Below are 17,631 nucleotides of genomic sequence, written 5' to 3' on the forward strand. Positions count from 1 at the left end.
CATTGTTTATATAACACGTAGATAAAGTGGATAACTGAAAAGAGGTATTGCTATGCGTTCGAGAGAAGAAATGCTTGATTTAATAATAGATACTGCAACCGCTGATTCCCGTATTCGCGCGGCATATCTGGAAGGCTCACGTTCTAATCCAAATGTACCGCAGGATATTTTTCAAGATTATGATGTAGTGTATGTTGTAACGGAAACAAAATCATTCAGAGAAGATAAAAATTGGATTAACCGTTTTGGCGCACGCTTATATATGCAATATCCGGAAAAAAGTGTATATTACCAGTCCGATGTTAATAATTGTTATGGGTGGTTAATTCAGTTTTTAGATGGTAATAGACTGGATTTACATGTGCGCACATTGAAAAATGCGTTAAGTAATCTTGAATTATATACAACTTTGGTGGATAAGGATAGCATCATGCCAGAGAAGCAGATGCTATCAGATGAAAGATATTGGGTTAAAAAACCAACATCGGAACAATTTCACTGTACATGTAACGAATTCTGGTGGTGCTTAAATAATGTTGCTAAAGGATTATGGCGTGAAGAGATTCCGTATGTTATGGATATGATAGATTTTCAGATAAGGCCCATGCTTGGCCGACTGTTGAAATGGAAAATCGGTATGGAAAACAAATTTTCTGTAAGCGTGGGGAAATCCGCAAAATATATGAACAAGTATGTTTCAAAAAAGATTTATCAGAGGTATCTCCAAACATATTCAGCAGCTCAAGTAGACGCCATCTGGGATGCTGTTTTTACCATGTGTGATTTATTTGAGGAAATTGCTATTCAAGTGAGTAAAAAATTAAACTTTTCATATGACTTAATCGAAGCTGATAATAGCAAAGGGTATCTTAAACATATCAGAGCATTACCACCCGATGCAGATACGATTTATTAGAACGTCCCAATTACTTTGGGCATATTATGAGCAAAATCGGAAGCCGAGAATGTAGGCCCATTCTTACTCATTCAATATGACCCACCTTTCCCCGTCGAAATCCTCAAACTTTTCCGTGGTCATGTTCTGCTCAAAATAAACGGCCAGCAGCCGCTTGATGTCCTCATTCCCGGCGCGGCTTGCGATGAAGCCCTGTTCCTTGAGGGATTTTTCGATCCGGGACAGATAGGGGAATACTTCGCTTTGCTTCTCGTCGCGCAGACGGATGATGATGAGGAACTCACGGGCTGTGGCCATCTGCACCTGTATCCGGTCAAGGAAGGACAGGTCCTTTTCCAGCAGTTTCCGCATCACGGGATTCTGCTCCTGCTCCATCCGGCTGCGAAGAAAGTGCTTGTTGTCCTCAAAATTTTCCCGGCTGTTGAGGCACAGCATCTCAATTTCAGCGATCCCTTTCAGCACGGTCATCAGGGCATAAATCCGGGCGCTGATGCTTTCCTCCGACAAAACGGAAATGTTGCTCGGCTTGATCTGAAAATACACCAGTTCTCCGTGACCATAGGTCTGCAAACTGTAGTCGGTGATCGCTTTGGTATTCATAAGCTGCCTTGTGGAGGCTTTCCGCTTGGCCTCTTTTTTCTTTCTGCTCATAGCTCTCCTTTCCGCGAAATCCGGGGCGCGGGGATTGCGCCGCGACTTCCGCAATAAATGATTGCGTGATTAGCGTTCAGGATCAGCCTGCCCATTCATAGATTTGCTGCTTGCCGATAAAAAAAGCACAAGCATACCGGAGAAAATCCAGAATGCTTGTGTCCTCAAAACGGATGGTCAGGAAGGCGTATACGGCGGTCAGGACGATGGGCGGTATAAATCTTATCTGCGTCAGGGCGAGAATGGAAAGCAGCGCTCCCACACCGATCACGCCGATATCCCGAAGCTGCCACAGCCACAGAGTAGCCTTCGCCTTCAGGTTGTCAGGATAAATATACATGTTTCGGCCTCCTTCAGAGTTTCAGGCTCATGCCGGGGTATTGCCGCAGCTCCGGTTCGATCTCTTTCGGGTAATAATGAACATTCGGACTGTAGGCGTTATCGTTCAACGATTTCGCGTGTGCCGCCGCCTGCTCATAGGTATCGAATTTGACTGGCTCGCCATTGTGCTTGCACCAACTTTGCGCCGCGCCGCACACGGAATTTGCGCTGCGAACCGCCCATACGCCATATTGATTCATAGAAAGTCCTCCTTTAATTTCTGCTTCCGATATCTCTTTTACAGGGATTCCGAGCCGCTTGGCGGCGGCAAGTTCCGCGCGCATGCCTTCGGAGATTCGGCTGGAACACAGCCACAGCTCGTCGGCGGCCTCTAAGATCCGAAGTCCCATCCGGATGCCGGTTTCCCTCTCAGCAGGGACAGCATCATCCAGAATCTGTGGATATAACAGGTGAACAGCCACCGGCGTGCAATTTTGCCGAATCGCATACCGGCAGGCCGCCTTTGCAAATTTGACATTGTTCGCCACGTCACCGGCGTATGGCGAACAGATATAGACCAGCTTGTTTTCACTCATTTCGCCACCGCCTGTACAATGGTGCGCGTCATGTTCACAGCGGTCTGAGCCGCATAAACGGTTCCCATGAGGTTTGACTTGGTGCTGGTGTCCAGCCCAAACTGTCCGGCGATCCGGGGAATTTCGCCCGCTGCCAGCATCAGTCCCAGGCCGAGCAGGGCGTGATCTTTGACCACCATAAGGCCCGCGATGAGGATGGTTGATTGCAAAAAGGCCGTAAGGCACAGTCCGATGACTTGCTTGCACCAGCCCACGAAACCGTCGATATATCCTCTCGGAACAGAGAACATATACAGGCTCCCCACGGCAATCTGAATGAGCAGGATGCCGCCGCGTTTCAGGTTGGCAAAGAAAACTTTAATGACCGCATAACCCATGAGGATCAGAATAAAGATCATCATAATCGGACTCGTGATAGCGGTAAGGCCGCCGAACACGTTGCTGCTCATGGCCTGATTCACGTCGCCCGCGTTTTTCAGCGTATCAATGATATTGGCGGCAACCGTCCCGAAGTCGGTGCCAAGCCCGGTAATGCCAGCCGTAAAACTTCCCTGCAGGGACACGGACAGCTTGTACAGCTCCACCGGCACTGTCGTGAACAGGCCCACGGCCATAAAGCCCTTGATGGCGTTGAGCGCCGTGTCCCGGATGCTGCCTCTGCCGGACTGATATTCGATGGCGCATTCAAAGCAGGCCACCACAAGGCCGACGCCGTACAGCGCCCACGCGAGATAAGAGAAAAACAGCACGATGGATTGCACCCACGGCAGTTCGAACAGATCGGCTCCCATGTCACCCATCTGCATGAAGAAATCGCCGAGAAAGCCCACGATCTGGCTGTAGATCCAATCCACAATCTGACCGAGGACCGTGTCGGCGACGAAGTCCCATATGAACATTGAAAGTCATCACCCCTTTCTGATGAGGAACATATGTGTATTGGCTTTTCAGTTTCAGTTATGGTAAAATAATTATTATAAATGACGCGTGACGCGCCAAGATTAATAAGGAGAATAAACATGCAACTCTGCATTGATAATGCTCCGTGCAAGGTCTGAACCGGACGAGACTGCACGGAGCGGATTGAATTCGTCCGTTCGACTTTGCACTTTCATCAAATCTTAAGATTTTATTGAAAGAGGAGCAAAGTCATGTTCAAAAATATTAAAGCATCTATCAGGGAACTTCGTACCTTCCTGATTTTATGGATTACCCAGTCATTTTCGGAGCTGGGCAGCGCTATGACCAATTTTGCCTTGGTTATCTGGTCTTATCAACAGCAGGGTTCTGCGCTCACCACCTCGCTTTTAGCCATTTGTTCCTATGCGCCGTATGTCCTTTTGAGCATCTTTGCGGGTGCCTTGAGTGACCGTTGGAATAAAAAACTCACCATGCTGGTCAGCGACAGTTTTGCGGCGCTCTGCTCTGTTTCGGTGCTGGTACTGCTGACAACGGGTCATCTTCAGATTTGGCATCTATATGTGATCAATACCCTGAACGGACTAATGAACACCGTCCAGCAACCGGCATCCGATGTGGCCATTAGCCTGCTGGCTCCACAAAAGCATTATCAGAAGGTCGGTGGGCTGCGGTCGTTCTCCAATTCGTTGGTTACCATACTGACGCCTGTACTTGCCACAGCACTGCTTTCCTTTACCAGTCTTCAGGTCGTCATCCTGTTTGATCTACTGACTTTTGCCACTGCCTTTGTAGCGCTGCTGTTTTTTATCAGAATCCCGCAGGCCATAAACAAGAGCGACACGGAAAGTGAATCGGTACTGCAGTCCGCCAGAAGCGGCCTGCAGTACCTAAAAAGCAACCGGGGTATTCTAGACCTGATTCTGCTTTTAGCTGTCATTAATTTTACCGCATCCATTTTCAATGCCGCCCTGCCCGCTATGATGCTGTCACGGACCGGCGCAGGAGAGATGGCTTTGGGCATGATTAATACGGTTACAGGAATAGCAACCATGTTAGGAAGTATTCTGGTAACGGGATTTCCCGCGCCAAAGAGCCGAGTCCGAGTGATTCTTAACTCCCTGCTGTTTTCCATGAGTACAGAGAATTTTATTTTGGCCTTTGGCAGAAGCACACCGGTATGGTGCTTTGGCGCAGTACTTGGATGGATATTCATCCCGGTGATGAGCGCTAACATGGATGTCCTTTTCCGTACCAAAATCCCCATTGAGATGCAGGGACGCGTCTATTCGGCAAGAAATACCTTACAGTTTTTTACCATCCCTTTGGGATATTTATGCGGCGGCATTTTGGTAGACAGGGTTTTCGAGCCTTTTATGGCGGCGCAGCCGACGGACAGCCTATGGGTTACGTTATTCGGAGCGGGAAAAGGCTCCGGGGCAGCACTGCTGTTTTTTGCCATTGGAATCTTTGGATTGTTATCCTGTCTGCCGTTTCGGGCAGACCAAAACATTTGGAAACTGGAAAAATAATTGGCGCTTTTCTATCAATTTTCCTGTAACTGCATATCAAGCACAGGGCAGCCCTATATCTGCTCTGTGCTGCTTTGCTATATTCCTACGACGCTCCAGATATAAAGCGGAGCCGTTAACGTGAACACTAAACAAGCGAAAAGAATAGCTGGCGCGGCCCACTCAAATTGCCCGTGCTTTCTATAGTCGAAATAAGCCGTACCGAGTTTGGCGAAGAAAAACACGGCAAGGATCAGGTCAATTGCGGGGAAGACAACGCTGTTAACAACAGTCTTAATCTGCTGCGATGCCGTTTTCCATGTGCTTTCCACAGCTCCGGCGACATCACCGCTGCCAGCGGCATAAGCGGTGACGCTGAACATACAGACCAGCAGTATAACGACGCAAAGCGCGGTTAGGATTCGCTTCATTTTCATCATTTTTTCCACCTTTCCTTTTAAATGTTTAGAGAAGAAAAGGCCGCATGCTTCTTGCTTTTTGAAGTATGCGGCCCTTATTCGTTTCTGTTGTTAATCCGGATTCTGCACCGCGATGTGCCAGTCCGACCATAGATTTCCCCGGATGGTTACCGAATCGGTGAGATTCATGGAGAGCATCCCGTCCGGTGTCCAGCAATCGATCAACCATGTATACGGCGTGTAGCTCCCATCAGGAAACCACAGCGGCGTGAAATGTGTCCTGCGGTCATAAGTGCTGTACGGATTCTTTTGAAACTCGAATTGGGAATTGTAACTGGAACCCATACGCTCCAGCAGCCGCCAGTAAGTCTGATACCCGAATTCCGGAAAATAGGTCACAGCATTTTGCGCGCCGGTCACCGCCGAGGACTGATTGGTGCTGACATTTGTGTTCACGGTCTGGTTGATTCCGTAGCCGGACTTCATGGTTTTCCCCGAAGCGGTCGGGGATTTTTCGTCCGGCTGTATTTTCATAGAAGCGGAAAGGCTTGCGCGGTACTGATCGAGGTCAAATTCCCACCAGCCCTCATCGACCCATTCGCCGTCATCCTCCCAATGACCGCCGCCATTGCCGTCGCCGTACCAGTTCCAGTCGCTGTGCCAAACCCAATACGCCTTCCACCAAGGCCGCCATACACTCCATGAAGCGGAGGTTTTCTGCGCCTTACTCGGAACAGACGGTGTGGAGTAGGAATCGTTTCGGTCGTCGGCTATGGGATTCGGCGGATCGTTGCCGGACAGATCCACTATTTTGGCGGTAATGGTTGCGCTTCTGGTACTGCCGCCTCCTGAAACGGTCACGGGGATGGTCATGGTCTGCGGCGTGGAAGGCGTTGTCCAGCGTATCCACGCAATCTGACTGTCGCCTTCCGGATAATACACGTTGCTGACCCGCATGCTTTTGCCGCCGACGTTGAACGTGACCGTTACCGGATGATCCGGATCGCTTTGACCGCCGCTGACCATGACCGATGTGATGACCTCGGTGTTGACCCGGTACTCATAATTGTAAGCGGAAACGTTTGGCGGTTCCGTCGCCGCGTCCTTAAACCGGACGATGCCGAGACCGAGAGAAGAAATAATGTCCGCGTCGGAAGCCGCCGTGCTTGTGCTGCCCGACCATGCGGGGTAGCCGAGATCCGCCACCTCCAAAAACATGGCCAGCGGCAGGTTCTTATGAGACAGGGACACCATCCTGCTTCTGAGCAGGCCACCGACCTGCTTATCATACAGCGCGGCTTCCGTGGCGGTGGTGGCGATCATCACGCCCTCAAATTTGTAATAGGCGATGGGTTCGAGCAGCAATCGGTAGTCTCCGTCTGTCAATACATCAAAATCCATGCCGGTGAGGTTCGCAATGCTGCGGATCACCTGTTCGTCGGTAAAATAGCTTTTGATTGCAGCAATGTTGTTGGTGCCGTTGGTACTGATGATTTTTGGCAGGGATTCAACTGGTTTCACGCATGAATATCCGCCTTTAACAGGTGATAATGCTTGACCATTATTGTATTGTAACTTGCTGACTTTCCCGAAATTATAGATGGAAGAAGAGGGTGCTTTGTTTGTCAAATCAATCGGCGTGGTGACCACCGCGTGATCGGAGGCCCGAATCACCGTGACCCGCACACCCTCGTTGCCGGGAGTCCATGAGTTGGTGCTTGTTCCATCTCCCATGCCGCCGCCACCTCCATCTACATTTCCGTCGCCGATGGCGTAGGCCGGAATCGCCGACAGTGGGCAGCACAGCAGGATAAGCGCCAGCAGAACACTGAATAACCGTTTCATTGGGTCGCCTCCTTTGCAAAAGAAAACGCACGGTGTTTTTACCGTGCGTCCCCTGAAATATTACGGGTTTAATTCATTTCCCCGATTTTATTGCCGTTTTCATACATGTCGTCGGCGGTTGTCACTTGATTTGCGCCGCCATCCGGGACACTGCTAAATCCGGGAAGGCCGCCCTGCGGAGTGCTTTTCGAAGATTCCGTCTCCGTTTCCTTTTCCGTATTTTCCGGACTGTAGGTCGGCGGCTGCTTCGGATTCGTTATATCGGCATCGTTATCCACTTTCGGTTTTTCCGGCGCTGCGGGCTTGGACACATCCGGCTGGATGCTCTGTTCCGACTGATCCGTCTGCGGCGGCATTGAGTCCGCCGACGCTTCGGAGTCCGTATCCTCTGACTTGACGGAAGCGGCGCTTTCGTTCTGTTCCGGCACATTCACTTCCGGTGCCGAGGAAATCCCCGAATTGGTCGCGCCGGAGGAGGACAGGACGTCCTCTGCCGGGGTATCTGTATGAAACTGCCCCGCGATAGCAAGAATTAGCGCCAGTGCGAGGATGCCGCCGCCCGCCACAATCAGCAGTCTTTTCTTTTTGTCTTTCATCGTAAAAACCTCCTTGTCCGATAGGTTTTATTCCTTCTGATTTTCAACATACTCTACATTTTTTTACAAGTCCAGAGATATTTGAGACAATCTCAGAATACCTCCGTATATCCCGCCTGTACTTTCAAATCAATGGACATCGGCGGCAAAACCTTGCCCCCGAACCGAACCGGCACTTCCAGCCGAATTGTGGCATCGGCGACAAATTTCTGCGCGTTTTCCGGACTGGACGGGGCGAGGGGCGCGTTCCGAATGCTGACGGACAGGCCGCTGAGTGTGTACTCAACAACATCCCCGGTATATTTCACATGCTTGCCTCCGCTGCTTTCCGTGCCGAGTGTTTTATCAAGATCGCGGTAGATGTCGCCGTAGTCGAGCGCTTCCTCAAAGCCGGAGCCGTCCGGCTGATACCCACCGCCGTAGCCTTCCCGGACACCGTGATAGACGTTGGCGTAGTTGTCGTTGACCGTTGTAATAATCCCGGATTCCAGCGCGTCCCGAACACCGGAGGCGATAATGTTCAGCCTCATATACTCGGTAACGCCGCACAGGATGAGCATCAGCGCCATCGTAAGGGCAATCACCAGAGGAAAGGCGGTGCCGCGCCGATCCCTTACAACTTGACGGAACCTTGTGCAAATTCGATACAGCGTCACGCTGTTCTTCATTTGTGATACACCTCGCTTTTGCCGCTGGCCTGCGCCCGCAGGGTGATGGGAAAGGAGCCGAAGCTGTCAAACAGACCAAGGTTTTCCCGCAGCGTGACGGTGACCGTAATTTCCTCGTTGAGCTGGATATTTCCGGTCTTTGACCATGAAATATTCGGATCAAGGCCGGTCTGCTCCCGGAGAACGGAGGCGCGGCGGCTGGTTTCGCTGCCGACGCAGCCCGTGATTTCCGCTTCCCGGCACAGCTCCGTCGCAAAGGTGTCGAGCTGATTTTTGGCAATGAATACCGGAAATACCTTGACCGCCAGAGCCAGCACCAACATGGCGCACAGCACGAAAACGCAGATATCCACATAACCCTCGCCCCGCCTGCTTCTCCATACCTTCAGCACATCCGTACCTCCTCTTCGCCGCCGCCCTGTGTTTCTTCCTCCAAGGCATAGAAGTCTTGGAGCTGTTTTTGAATTTCTTTTTCCGTCATGACGGACGACCTCCTTCTTCATTAAAACAGATTGCCAAGCGAATCCATGATCTGCAGGGCAATGACAGTGAGATACGTAAACAGAAAACACAGTAGCATCACAAACGAAAGCGCACGGATTTTCGGCGGGATTTTCTGCGCCTCTTTTTTGAGCCGCTGCAACTCCATCTGCTTGAAATCATGGGAGAGCATCTGAAAATACATAGCGCTGTCATCCCCGCGAAGGACGCCGATCAGCCCGCGCACCACGTCTGACAGCATGGGAGAATTAAGCCTTGCCTCGAAACGGGTGAGCGCCGCCTCATAACTGGAGGAGCGCATGTCCGCAGCCAAAACGTCCAGTTCATCGGCAAATTCCGCACCTGCGTTTTTCTTGTAGTTTTCAATAATGGAAAGCACGTCACGGCTGTTCTTCAGCTCCTGCTCGATGGTGGCCACGAATCTCGGAAGGTCGCTTTCGATGCTCTCCCGTTTCGCCGCGAGCTTTTCCTCGGCCCGCCTGCTTTCCTTGAAATAGACCATAATGGATAAAAACAGCACCACGGGAACCAGCAGCGGGAAGAAAAACAGGCAGGGGATCGCAAATAAAAGCACCGCTCCGGCCTTGACAAGGGCATACGTCTGGTACACCTCCGGCGACAGGTTCATTCCGGCGGCCTTGAGGACGCTTTGCATCCGGTTTCTCCGGTACTCGTCCATGCGGACGTACCGGGCGAGCTTCACCGAGACGGAAAGCAGATACGCCTCCAGCGTTTTCGCCGCCTTTTTCTCCCGCCTGCCGGTATTCAGCATGGCCTTCGCCGTGCGCAGATAGGGCAGTTTTAAAACATCGGAAAGAATCAGGAACAGGCCCGCTGCCAGAAAAGCGCCAAATAAAAAGAGCAATCCCTTCATTCAACGTCACCTCCGGTACTCGATAGGTTTGGTCAGCCGGATCACGCGAGCCGTCGACAGGAAGATCAGAGCGGCGCTCACCGCCAGAATGATCTGCCCCGGCACCGTGTGCATCAGGATGGCGTACCAGTCCTTATTCAGAGCGTACATCAGCGGAATATTACTGATCACGAACACCACCATGACGATGAATTCCTTCCTCGGCTCCGCTGCGAGAGCGTCCAGCTCACCGTTGACAATCCTCACGTCGCTGAGCTTGGAAACAATAGGCGTGAGCGTGCTTTTCAGACTCCGGTCGTACTGGCAGTCCGCCACAGCGTCGCACCATTCCCGGAACACATCGTTGTCGATTCTGGTACGGAGCTTTTTCAGCGCCGCATCCACATCGGGGTTCACCATTTTGACCTGCAGCAGAAAATCCCGAAACACGTTTTGAACGGGCGGATTCAGGTAGTGGAGGTTTTCCTCCACCGCTGTCAGGATGTCCTCGTTTCTCAGGTATGCTGTGGTGATGACGGATAGCGCCGTTTCCAACTCGGCGGCGACATCCTTTTTAAAATGGCTTGCCGTCAGCCGGATGTACCAGAAGGGAAAAAACAGAAAGCCCACGGCCATCACCGGAGCCAGAAAAAAGTTGCCCATCACAATGGCGATGGACGCTCCAATGGCAAACAGCAGCAGCGAACAGGCGCAGGCAGTTGGAAATCGGTTGCTCCTGCCGGTCATGGCGAGAATGTCCTTCGCCTCAATCAGTTCCCTGCGAAAAAGGGACGGCTTTTTCCGATGGGCCGCCTCGTTGATTTCCTCCCGGATGCTTTTGGGGCGGTTCTGAAGAAACCCGAACAGCCCGTTTGTAAACTCCATCGGGGAAATGCGCAATAAAAGAAAAAAGCCGGTAATCATTCCGACGCAGGCAATCAGTTGTATCCATGTCATGAAGCAACGCCTCCTTTCCTGAATTGATTGATAGTTTCCTGTGGCATACCGTTTTCCAGAAACCGCCTGCACAGACTGTCGGAAATCTGGCTGACCGGCTCATGGTACCCGTTGATGATAAACTCATCCCCGTCCAGCCGGTTCTCCGTGATATTGTAATGAAACAGAGTATGAAAGCTGCGGGTACCGTCCGGCAGAATTTCACATTCCATGATCTCCATCATTTTTCTCTGCTTGTTCTCAAGCTGCTTGGTGAACACCACAATGGGGAATGCCTCGGTCACCAAATCCATGAGAGTGCTGTCGGCCATGTCGTACTTCCGCTTGCAAAGGGTAGCCATGCGGCGGTAGGTGGCTTCGCAACTATTGGAATGGATGGTGGTCAGCACCGTATGCCCGGTGCGGGCGGCCTCCTGCGCGGCGTAGGCTTCGGAGCTTCTCATCTCCCCAACGCAGATGACCTCCGGATTAAAGCGGAGCGCCATGTCGAGGAGCGAATCCTGATCGATGTTCTGGCGCTCGTTTTCACTGTCACGGGTAATGGTGTGAATAACGCGGTTCTGGACCTTGCCGTTCTTCTCCCGGACGAGGGAAAGCTCCCGGCTGCCGCTTTCAATGGTGAAGATCCGTTTCGTATCCGGAACGGTGGTCAGAAGCCAGCCCGCCACGGTGGTTTTTCCGGAACCGGTGGCCCCGGCCACGCAGACGGAAATCCCGTAGCGCACGCATTCGGTGAGAAAATCCAGCATTTCAGCCGTCGCCGTGCCTTCCTTGATGAAGTCCTCTTTTCGCATGTTTTGGGGATTGACAATCCGAATGCTTGCCGCCACGCCCACGTCCTCATCCACCAGCGGGGTCTTCATGGCGGCGATCCGGATATTTTTACTGAGGTGGCCGAGGACAGCGGGACTGGCGTTGTCCAGCACCATGCCCGACACGTGGAGCATCCGGCGTACTACGTTGATGGCGTGTTCCGGCGAGTCGAAATGTTCCGCGAGCTTTTCGTCCCTGCCGCCGCTGTACTGGATTTCAATATCCCTCCAGCTGTTGATGTCAATTTCCTCAATTCCGGTGCCGAAGATGTATTTGGTAAGGAAGGAAAACTCGGCCATTTCCGTATACAGGGCATCCACAAGCTGCTCCCCGGTCATACCCTTGACCGCGATGCGGTTATCCTGCACATATTTGGCGATGTACCGTTTCACCTGCGCCTTCACCTCGCCGGTGCCGCCTTCCACGATGAGCGTGGAATATTTGCCGGAGATGTACTCCTGCACCTGACGCAGGACAGAGTCGAAATTCTGCGCGTCCTCCTGCGGTGAAAAAAACAGGTCATGGGTGCGCAGAGCCTTAGTTTCCATGAGCGTATCCGGGCTTATCGGCCCGCGTTCTAACAGCGTCATACGCCAAACACCTCCATGGATATTTTCTTGATTTCTTTGCGGAAACCCCGGCTGTCCTTCAGGCACAGCTCCTGAAACAGATCCCCGGCGAGGGCCTGATTGAAAAGCTCGTCGGAATGGGGAATCTGAAACGCGACGCTGCCCAGAACCTGTTCCACATGCTCGCTGGCTTCGCTGCTTTTGACATTGCTCGCCGCTTTGTACTGCTTGTCCGCGTCCCATTTCTTGTCTTTCAGGAGGGGAAGCTGGCTGGAAAGGTAGCTGACGGATTTTAGATCGCAGTTGACCAGCCGCAGCACGGAATCCGCTGCCATGAGGGATACCGCCGAGAGAATATCGTTTGCGATGTAACTGCCGCAGTCGATGACGACATACGGGGCAATGTCCCGCAGATGGTCGATCAGCTCCGACGCCTGCGCCGCGCTGTACGGCGGGTAGGTATACTCGTTTTCGCCTTTCCGCATTCCGATGAGGGTGAGATGGCTGATTTTTTTGTGAACGACGCAGTTGTTTTGGATAAGAGAGTCGGTCACATGGGTTGCCGCCAGAATGCTGCCGAGAGATTTTTCACACTCCAGATCCGAGGGCGGGCAGATGCAGGGCAGCATGGGCGCGGTCATGTCGCACAGCAACAGCGCCACATTCTTTTTTTGGTCGGCCAGATGCTTTGCCAGCTTGACCGACACGGTTGTTTTGCCGGAACCGGGACTGCCCCACACGGCCAGCACCTGATTTTTACTTTCCGGCTCCGGCGCGAGTTCTTCAGTCTGGCGGCTGAAAATGCCGGTTTTGATGAAATTCAGCATTTAATCGGCCCCCTGTCCCGCAGTGGAAGAGCCGGTATCCGAAGAAGCCTCGCTTTCCGTTTTTTCTCCTGTTGATTCTTCCGGGTACAGCTTGGCCAGCGCGTCGTCCTGCGCCTTGAGGAACTCGTCGGCATTTTCCTTATCGCCGCGATAAACGAGGGACAGGTGCATCGTGCCATCCGCTTCCAGCATGGCGAGAATTTTGCTCTGCTCCGGAGTGGCCAGAAGAGTGACCGTGCTTGGCAAACTCTTTTCCTCATCCGACGATTGCCCGGACGATTTTTCATCGTTGCTTTCCGTATCCGTGTCATAGCCAGTGCTGGCGGTAACGGCGATAACCTCCACATATTGCAGCTCCGGAGGGATGACGGCCGCGCCCTGCTTTTTGTAATCCGGGGCGATCACCGAGACGATATCCCCGGCCATCAGTTTGCCGGAAAGCCCGTCCGCAAAGGTCTTTACCGAGATGGAGATGGCCTGTTTTTCCCCGGTCAGACTGTAGAGATAGGCGTTCTCGGCAGATGTCGTATCGGACAGCTTGGAGGGAAGGAGATAGTCCCCGACGGACAGGTCTGCGGCGGCATATTTTCCAATGACGCTGTCTTTGTTTTTCAGCACGTTTTCCGGCAGGTTATAGCCACCCACCTCAACGCTCTGCACCATGTCCTTGGTAATTTGATCTCCGGCCTTGATGTCCTTTGTGACGCGTACAATGCTGGTTTTCTGCGATATTCCCGCGTTAAAAAGCGGCGTGACCGCGAAGCAGATCAGCAGAGAAAGCACAATGCAGATCACACCGACGACGGTTCTGTTTTTGAAAAAGTTCATATAATCAGTCCTCCCTTAATCATGAAATAGGCGGCGATGCAGCCGACCGACAAAAAAGGCGCGAGAGGAAGGCGCTTGGAAGCCTCCCTCCCGCGTAGACGGGCAGCCATTTTGCTGCCGAGATAGTACAGCACCATCGCCGCAAGCCCCATGACGGCGGCTGCGGCGGCACCGGGCAGTCCAAGCACCAGACCGACGGCCAGCATCAGCTTTACGTCCCCGCCGCCGATTCCTCCGAGCAGCACGCTGACAAGGAGGAACAGCAGGCCGACAAGGACGCCCCACAGGTTTATCAAATGAAAATCCAACAGTGACGTCAGGGCGACGCAAAGGGACAGCCAGTCGGGAATCAGCCGGGTTTTGATATCTTCTGCCGATGCTGCGGCGAGAAAGGCAATAAAAAGCGCCGCCTGTACATACGGCAGCGTTTGCAATACGGTTTCGGGCGGCAGAATCGGCACATGGACTGGCGGCACCGGAAAATTACCAAAGCGAATGCAATTAGCCAGCATAGTTGAACATTTCCTTGATGCGCTGCGTCAGGGTGGGCAGAATCGTATCGCCGAACAGGGCATACAGGCCAGCGAGAATGAGCGCGCCGATAACCACGGCCATCAAAATTTTAATGGCCGTATCAATGAAGCCTTCGCCGCACCGGTCCGCAAGGGCGGCTTTGGCAGTCATTATTTTGACAACAAGGGCCTTTTGAGCCTTCTGAAATCTCTTTTTCATATTCGTTTAACCTCCGTTAATTTTGTTTAATGGGTACAAAAAAAGACAGCCTGCGCTGTCGGTGAACCTTAGGTTATAGCTGCATGGTCTGCGTTTGGGAGGGAGGCTGGAAGCCGATCTGTTTGAAGCCGAAGCGGTCGACATAGTGAAACTCGCTTCCGGCCTCGTCATAAAGCTCCACCACATCCGACATGGAGAGGGAATGCCCAGTGAAGCCTTCCGGGTGCTCAACATTGAATTTGGCGTAGATTTCTTCCAGATCATTGGTGCCCAGAGTCCCGTCATACGCCGCCTGATAATGTTCGGGAATCGGCTCGCCGAAGCGTTCCAACAGTTCGTCGTAGCCGATGAATTTCATCCGGATATCCACATCCGGTTTGAGCTGCCAAATGCGAACATTTTTCAGCGGAGTGATTTCCCGGTTATCCCGCTGCCCGTTCATGAGGCGGTCGAAGGTACCGTTTACCCATTTCACCTCGGTCACGTCCTTCTGACGGTCGAGAAAATCTTGCAGTTCTTTCGATTGAAACAATGGATCGACCACGGCTTTGTCATTTGAAATGTATCCTGCGGCATTCCCATAATACAGAATCGTGTCCTTCTCCATTCGAATCCCGCGCATGGAAAATCCCCCTTTCTTATATCATTTCTATCCCTCCGTCCTGCGGGCAGCGGAAGGCGTCCAGCTCTTTTTGAGAAGGGTGCAGAAGCTTGCCGCTTTCCATTTCCAGCACACAGAAATCCTCCCGGTCGCAGATCATGATGCGGTGCTGATAGGACTTCTGCATTTCCACATAGCTTAGCACTTCCTGTTCGCTGCACAGCCAGACGCCCGCCGCGTACCGGCCATCTGGGAGAAAGCTGTAGCCGCTGTATTTCGGCTCGTGGTTCTGCAAATCCAGCGCTCCCACCGGCCTGATTTGGGAAAGCTGAAGTTTTGCCTGATCCGGCAGCAGCTCCGGCTTCAGCACGCCAACGACCTCATTGCGGTTTTTCAGGGAAAACTCGCCGGTACGCAGAGATACCAGAAACACAGCGCGGCCTGTGGGATTGACCCCGGCTCCGTTTCCGCAGAGGCAGTAATACAGTTGATTTTGGCTGCACGGCGGCAGCGACTCACGGTTCAAAATTACGACTTTACCTTTGATCGAGCAGGAAAGACCGGCTTCCACACAGTCGTTTTCGTTATACCGCTCTTTTTCTTCCAAAGCTCACACCTCCTTTTTCTGCTTCAACAGTTCCGTAAGTTCGGCAATCAGGCTGAGACGGGTATCGTCCGGCATAGTTTTAAACGCCGCCCTGACATAGGCTTTCACCGCATCCGGAGACTGATCTCCCACTTCGATTATGTCTATTTTTCGGATACTGACTCTGCCGTTCGTAACGCCAAGGCGCACGATGTCGCCGTAATCCATGCCTGCGGCGGAGCGCAGCTCTTTGGGTATCAGGACGCGGCCTTTTCCGTCGATCAGCTTGTACACGGGTTTGCCGTTACTCATTTTGCAGCCCTCCCTCCGTCAGAACGCTCCGGACGGCAGCGCCGCTGATTCCCAACTCGCGGAACAGAGCCGCCAGCGGTTCGGGAACGCCGTCCGGCATATCGCCTGCGGCAATGATGATTGCGCCGGGAACACACTGAATTTCCAGATCGCAGGTTCCGTTCAGCTCCGACGCTTCCAAAAGGCAGCGCGGAAGAACGAGATCGTCAAGCTCACAGGGACTTGCACCATTCATTTTCATATGGATTTATCCTCCTTTTGCTCCGTTTGCGGGGCGGGTATTTGTTGTTCTTCTATCGATTTCAGCTCTCCGACGAAAACGTTCAGCTCATCCTCTGTCAGCAAAATCTTTGCTGATTCAAGCTGTTTCAACAGATCGGCGATATTTTGCATCTCGTCGGCAAGCGCCTGCATTTGTTCGGCTGTGTTGTAGCCGCCGCAGGTGCGAAGGTAGCCTTTGAACAGGCAGTCGTACCGCCCGGTTTCGCGGTTGGGCGGTACGGAAAGATACAGCCCGACCGTTGCCTTGTCCGAGGTACGGATATACGGCTCGCCGTGCAGACTGCCGACGGCCAATTCCTGCAGGCCGCTTGTTTTTTCAAAGATCAGGTCTTTGGCCCATCTCATCCGCTCGATACCATTCGTCCTCATCATCTCCATTCTCGTAATTGAAAAGATTGAGCTGCATCGGCTCGGAATTCCGGCGCTCCTTGGGATCATAATTGGTGATGATCACTTCCGGATATTCGCAGCCGCCGTCGTACCGCTGCGCAAGGTTGTTCAGGCGGGTGACGGACAGAATATAGAATCCCGCGTAGAGATTCCGGATGTACTCACAGTCGTTGTAGGACACCATCCACTTGCCCCGGCAGCTTTTCAGCGTATCCCGGAGCCGCACATGGTCGGACTTGCGGAACACTACCGCGTAATGCCCCTCGGTTTCGTAATAGGGCGGATCGCAATAAAAAAAGGCATTGTCCCGGTCGTACTGCCGGATCAATGCCTCAAAGTCTTTATTTTCCACCACCGTGTCCGTAAGCCTGCGGGATGCCTCCCATATGAGAAAGAAGGTTTTCCTGACATCGCACGGCTGACAGCTGTAGGATGTGCAGCCGCTGCCGTAGCTGTACCGGATGAGCTTGTAAAAGGCGGCGGCGCGGCGCACGTCGCTTTTCTTCGCGTTTTCCAGCATCAGCTCCCTCATATCCTCAAACTCCGGTGGGGACAGATTATGCTGAGCCAGCTCCAATTCTTCCGAAAGATACTCCTGCGTGAATTCTTCCTTTTCGATGAATTTGCGCAGGACGCGGAACTCGTCCCTTGAATTGAGGGGAAGGAAGCCAAGGTATCGGAGAAATTCCCATGTGCGGTTTTTCACGCAGCAGAAAAGATTGGTCAGGTTGGAATTGAAGTCGTTGTAGACTTCCATCGTTCCGCGCTTCGGTTTCCTGCCGAACAAAACCCAGCCGCCACCGCCGAACACCTCAATGTATCTGCCGTAATCCTTGGGGAAAAACCGGTAGATAATTTTACGCAGCGCTTTTTTGCCGCCGATCCAACTGATGAAGCTGTTGATAAATCATCACCCCCTTTGTGAAAAACAGGGGCCGC

At 52.5% G+C, this 17,631-nt stretch carries 24 protein-coding genes; 2 read left to right on the forward strand and 22 right to left on the reverse strand.

What is annotated here, in order from left to right; genetic code table 11:
* Positions 1-52 precede the first annotated feature (52 nt).
* Positions 53-916, forward strand: a complete 864-nt coding sequence (locus tag PXC00_RS13080; RefSeq protein ID WP_275844170.1) for an aminoglycoside 6-adenylyltransferase — start codon at positions 53-55, stop codon at positions 914-916.
* A 63-nt stretch (positions 917-979) separates the two neighbouring features.
* Here the strand turns inward: PXC00_RS13080 and PXC00_RS13085 are convergent, their stop codons facing one another.
* From PXC00_RS13085 to PXC00_RS13100, 4 genes are all read right to left on the reverse strand, one after another.
* Positions 980-1,567 (reverse strand): hypothetical protein, encoded by a 588-nt coding sequence (locus PXC00_RS13085; protein WP_275844171.1) that lies wholly within the window; start codon positions 1,565-1,567, stop codon positions 980-982.
* Positions 1,568-1,649: 82 nt separating this feature from the next.
* Complete coding sequence (locus PXC00_RS13090; protein WP_275844172.1) at positions 1,650-1,907, reverse strand: hypothetical protein; 258 nt, start codon at positions 1,905-1,907, stop codon at positions 1,650-1,652.
* Between the two features lie 13 nt (positions 1,908-1,920).
* A complete protein-coding gene (locus tag PXC00_RS13095; protein WP_275844173.1) occupies positions 1,921-2,484 on the reverse strand; it encodes a DUF7768 domain-containing protein in 564 nt (187 codons plus the stop codon).
* Positions 2,481-3,383 carry a conjugal transfer protein TrbL family protein gene (locus PXC00_RS13100; RefSeq protein ID WP_275844174.1) on the reverse strand — a complete coding sequence of 301 codons (903 nt, stop codon included), beginning with the start codon at positions 3,381-3,383 and terminating at the stop codon, positions 2,481-2,483. The genes PXC00_RS13095 and PXC00_RS13100 overlap by 4 nt, the downstream gene beginning before the upstream one ends.
* Before the next feature lie 252 nt (positions 3,384-3,635).
* On the opposite strand from PXC00_RS13100, the gene PXC00_RS13105 reads away from it, so the two are divergent.
* Complete coding sequence (locus tag PXC00_RS13105) at positions 3,636-4,934, forward strand: MFS transporter (RefSeq protein ID WP_275844175.1); 1,299 nt, start codon at positions 3,636-3,638, stop codon at positions 4,932-4,934.
* Between the two features lie 77 nt (positions 4,935-5,011).
* On the opposite strand, the gene PXC00_RS13110 is transcribed toward PXC00_RS13105, so the two are convergent.
* The 18 genes from PXC00_RS13110 to PXC00_RS13195 all read right to left on the reverse strand — a co-directional run bounded on the left by PXC00_RS13110 (position 5,012) and on the right by PXC00_RS13195 (position 17,596).
* Positions 5,012-5,350: a DUF3852 domain-containing protein gene (locus PXC00_RS13110; RefSeq protein ID WP_275844288.1), complete on the reverse strand. Its 339-nt coding sequence runs from the start codon at positions 5,348-5,350 to the stop codon at positions 5,012-5,014.
* Positions 5,351-5,443: 93 nt separating this feature from the next.
* Positions 5,444-7,177, reverse strand: a complete 1,734-nt coding sequence (locus PXC00_RS13115) for a hypothetical protein (protein ID WP_275844176.1) — start codon at positions 7,175-7,177, stop codon at positions 5,444-5,446.
* A gap of 68 nt (positions 7,178-7,245) precedes the next feature.
* On the reverse strand, positions 7,246-7,773 hold the full coding sequence (locus PXC00_RS13120; RefSeq protein ID WP_275844177.1) for a DUF6550 family protein: 528 nt from the start codon (positions 7,771-7,773) through the stop codon (positions 7,246-7,248).
* Positions 7,774-7,865: 92 nt separating this feature from the next.
* Positions 7,866-8,441, reverse strand: coding sequence for a hypothetical protein (locus PXC00_RS13125; protein ID WP_275844178.1), 576 nt, complete (start codon positions 8,439-8,441; stop codon positions 7,866-7,868).
* Positions 8,438-8,833 carry a DUF4320 family protein gene (locus PXC00_RS13130; protein ID WP_275844179.1) on the reverse strand — a complete coding sequence of 132 codons (396 nt, stop codon included), beginning with the start codon at positions 8,831-8,833 and terminating at the stop codon, positions 8,438-8,440. Before PXC00_RS13130 ends, PXC00_RS13125 begins: the two co-directional genes overlap by 4 nt.
* A gap of 110 nt (positions 8,834-8,943) precedes the next feature.
* Positions 8,944-9,816 carry a secretion protein F gene (locus tag PXC00_RS13135; RefSeq protein WP_275844180.1) on the reverse strand — a complete coding sequence of 291 codons (873 nt, stop codon included), beginning with the start codon at positions 9,814-9,816 and terminating at the stop codon, positions 8,944-8,946.
* 6 nt (positions 9,817-9,822) lie between these two features.
* Positions 9,823-10,752: a type II secretion system F family protein gene (locus PXC00_RS13140; RefSeq protein ID WP_275844181.1), complete on the reverse strand. Its 930-nt coding sequence runs from the start codon at positions 10,750-10,752 to the stop codon at positions 9,823-9,825.
* Positions 10,749-12,113: a type II/IV secretion system ATPase subunit gene (locus PXC00_RS13145; protein WP_275844289.1), complete on the reverse strand. Its 1,365-nt coding sequence runs from the start codon at positions 12,111-12,113 to the stop codon at positions 10,749-10,751. The genes PXC00_RS13140 and PXC00_RS13145 overlap by 4 nt, the downstream gene beginning before the upstream one ends.
* Positions 12,114-12,151: 38 nt before the next feature.
* The gene (locus PXC00_RS13150; RefSeq protein ID WP_275844182.1) at positions 12,152-12,961 is read right to left on the reverse strand and encodes an AAA family ATPase; all 810 of its coding nucleotides are present in this window, start codon (positions 12,959-12,961) and stop codon (positions 12,152-12,154) included.
* Positions 12,962-13,789 (reverse strand): Flp pilus assembly protein CpaB, encoded by an 828-nt coding sequence (gene cpaB, locus PXC00_RS13155; protein ID WP_275844183.1) that lies wholly within the window; start codon positions 13,787-13,789, stop codon positions 12,962-12,964.
* Complete coding sequence (locus PXC00_RS13160; RefSeq protein WP_275844184.1) at positions 13,786-14,301, reverse strand: prepilin peptidase; 516 nt, start codon at positions 14,299-14,301, stop codon at positions 13,786-13,788. The genes cpaB and PXC00_RS13160 overlap by 4 nt, the downstream gene beginning before the upstream one ends.
* Positions 14,291-14,473 (reverse strand): DUF6133 family protein, encoded by a 183-nt coding sequence (locus tag PXC00_RS13165; RefSeq protein WP_407654339.1) that lies wholly within the window; start codon positions 14,471-14,473, stop codon positions 14,291-14,293. The genes PXC00_RS13160 and PXC00_RS13165 overlap by 11 nt, the downstream gene beginning before the upstream one ends.
* Positions 14,474-14,594: 121 nt before the next feature.
* Positions 14,595-15,143, reverse strand: coding sequence for a YodL domain-containing protein (locus PXC00_RS13170; RefSeq protein WP_275844186.1), 549 nt, complete (start codon positions 15,141-15,143; stop codon positions 14,595-14,597).
* Between the two features lie 16 nt (positions 15,144-15,159).
* Positions 15,160-15,729: a hypothetical protein gene (locus PXC00_RS13175; protein WP_275844187.1), complete on the reverse strand. Its 570-nt coding sequence runs from the start codon at positions 15,727-15,729 to the stop codon at positions 15,160-15,162.
* Positions 15,730-15,732: 3 nt separating this feature from the next.
* Positions 15,733-16,020, reverse strand: a complete 288-nt coding sequence (locus PXC00_RS13180) for an AbrB/MazE/SpoVT family DNA-binding domain-containing protein (RefSeq protein ID WP_275844188.1) — start codon at positions 16,018-16,020, stop codon at positions 15,733-15,735.
* A complete protein-coding gene (locus PXC00_RS13185; protein ID WP_275844189.1) occupies positions 16,013-16,261 on the reverse strand; it encodes a hypothetical protein in 249 nt (82 codons plus the stop codon). The genes PXC00_RS13180 and PXC00_RS13185 overlap by 8 nt, the downstream gene beginning before the upstream one ends.
* A complete protein-coding gene (locus PXC00_RS13190; protein ID WP_316935007.1) occupies positions 16,258-16,674 on the reverse strand; it encodes a hypothetical protein in 417 nt (138 codons plus the stop codon). The genes PXC00_RS13185 and PXC00_RS13190 overlap by 4 nt, the downstream gene beginning before the upstream one ends.
* Positions 16,619-17,596: a DNA adenine methylase gene (locus PXC00_RS13195; RefSeq protein WP_275844290.1), complete on the reverse strand. Its 978-nt coding sequence runs from the start codon at positions 17,594-17,596 to the stop codon at positions 16,619-16,621. The genes PXC00_RS13190 and PXC00_RS13195 overlap by 56 nt, the downstream gene beginning before the upstream one ends.
* Positions 17,597-17,631: the final 35 nt, after the last annotated feature.

The sequence above is a fragment of the Caproicibacterium argilliputei genome, from assembly GCF_029211325.2.
Classification (GTDB): Bacteria; Bacillota; Clostridia; order Oscillospirales; family Acutalibacteraceae; genus Caproicibacterium; species Caproicibacterium argilliputei.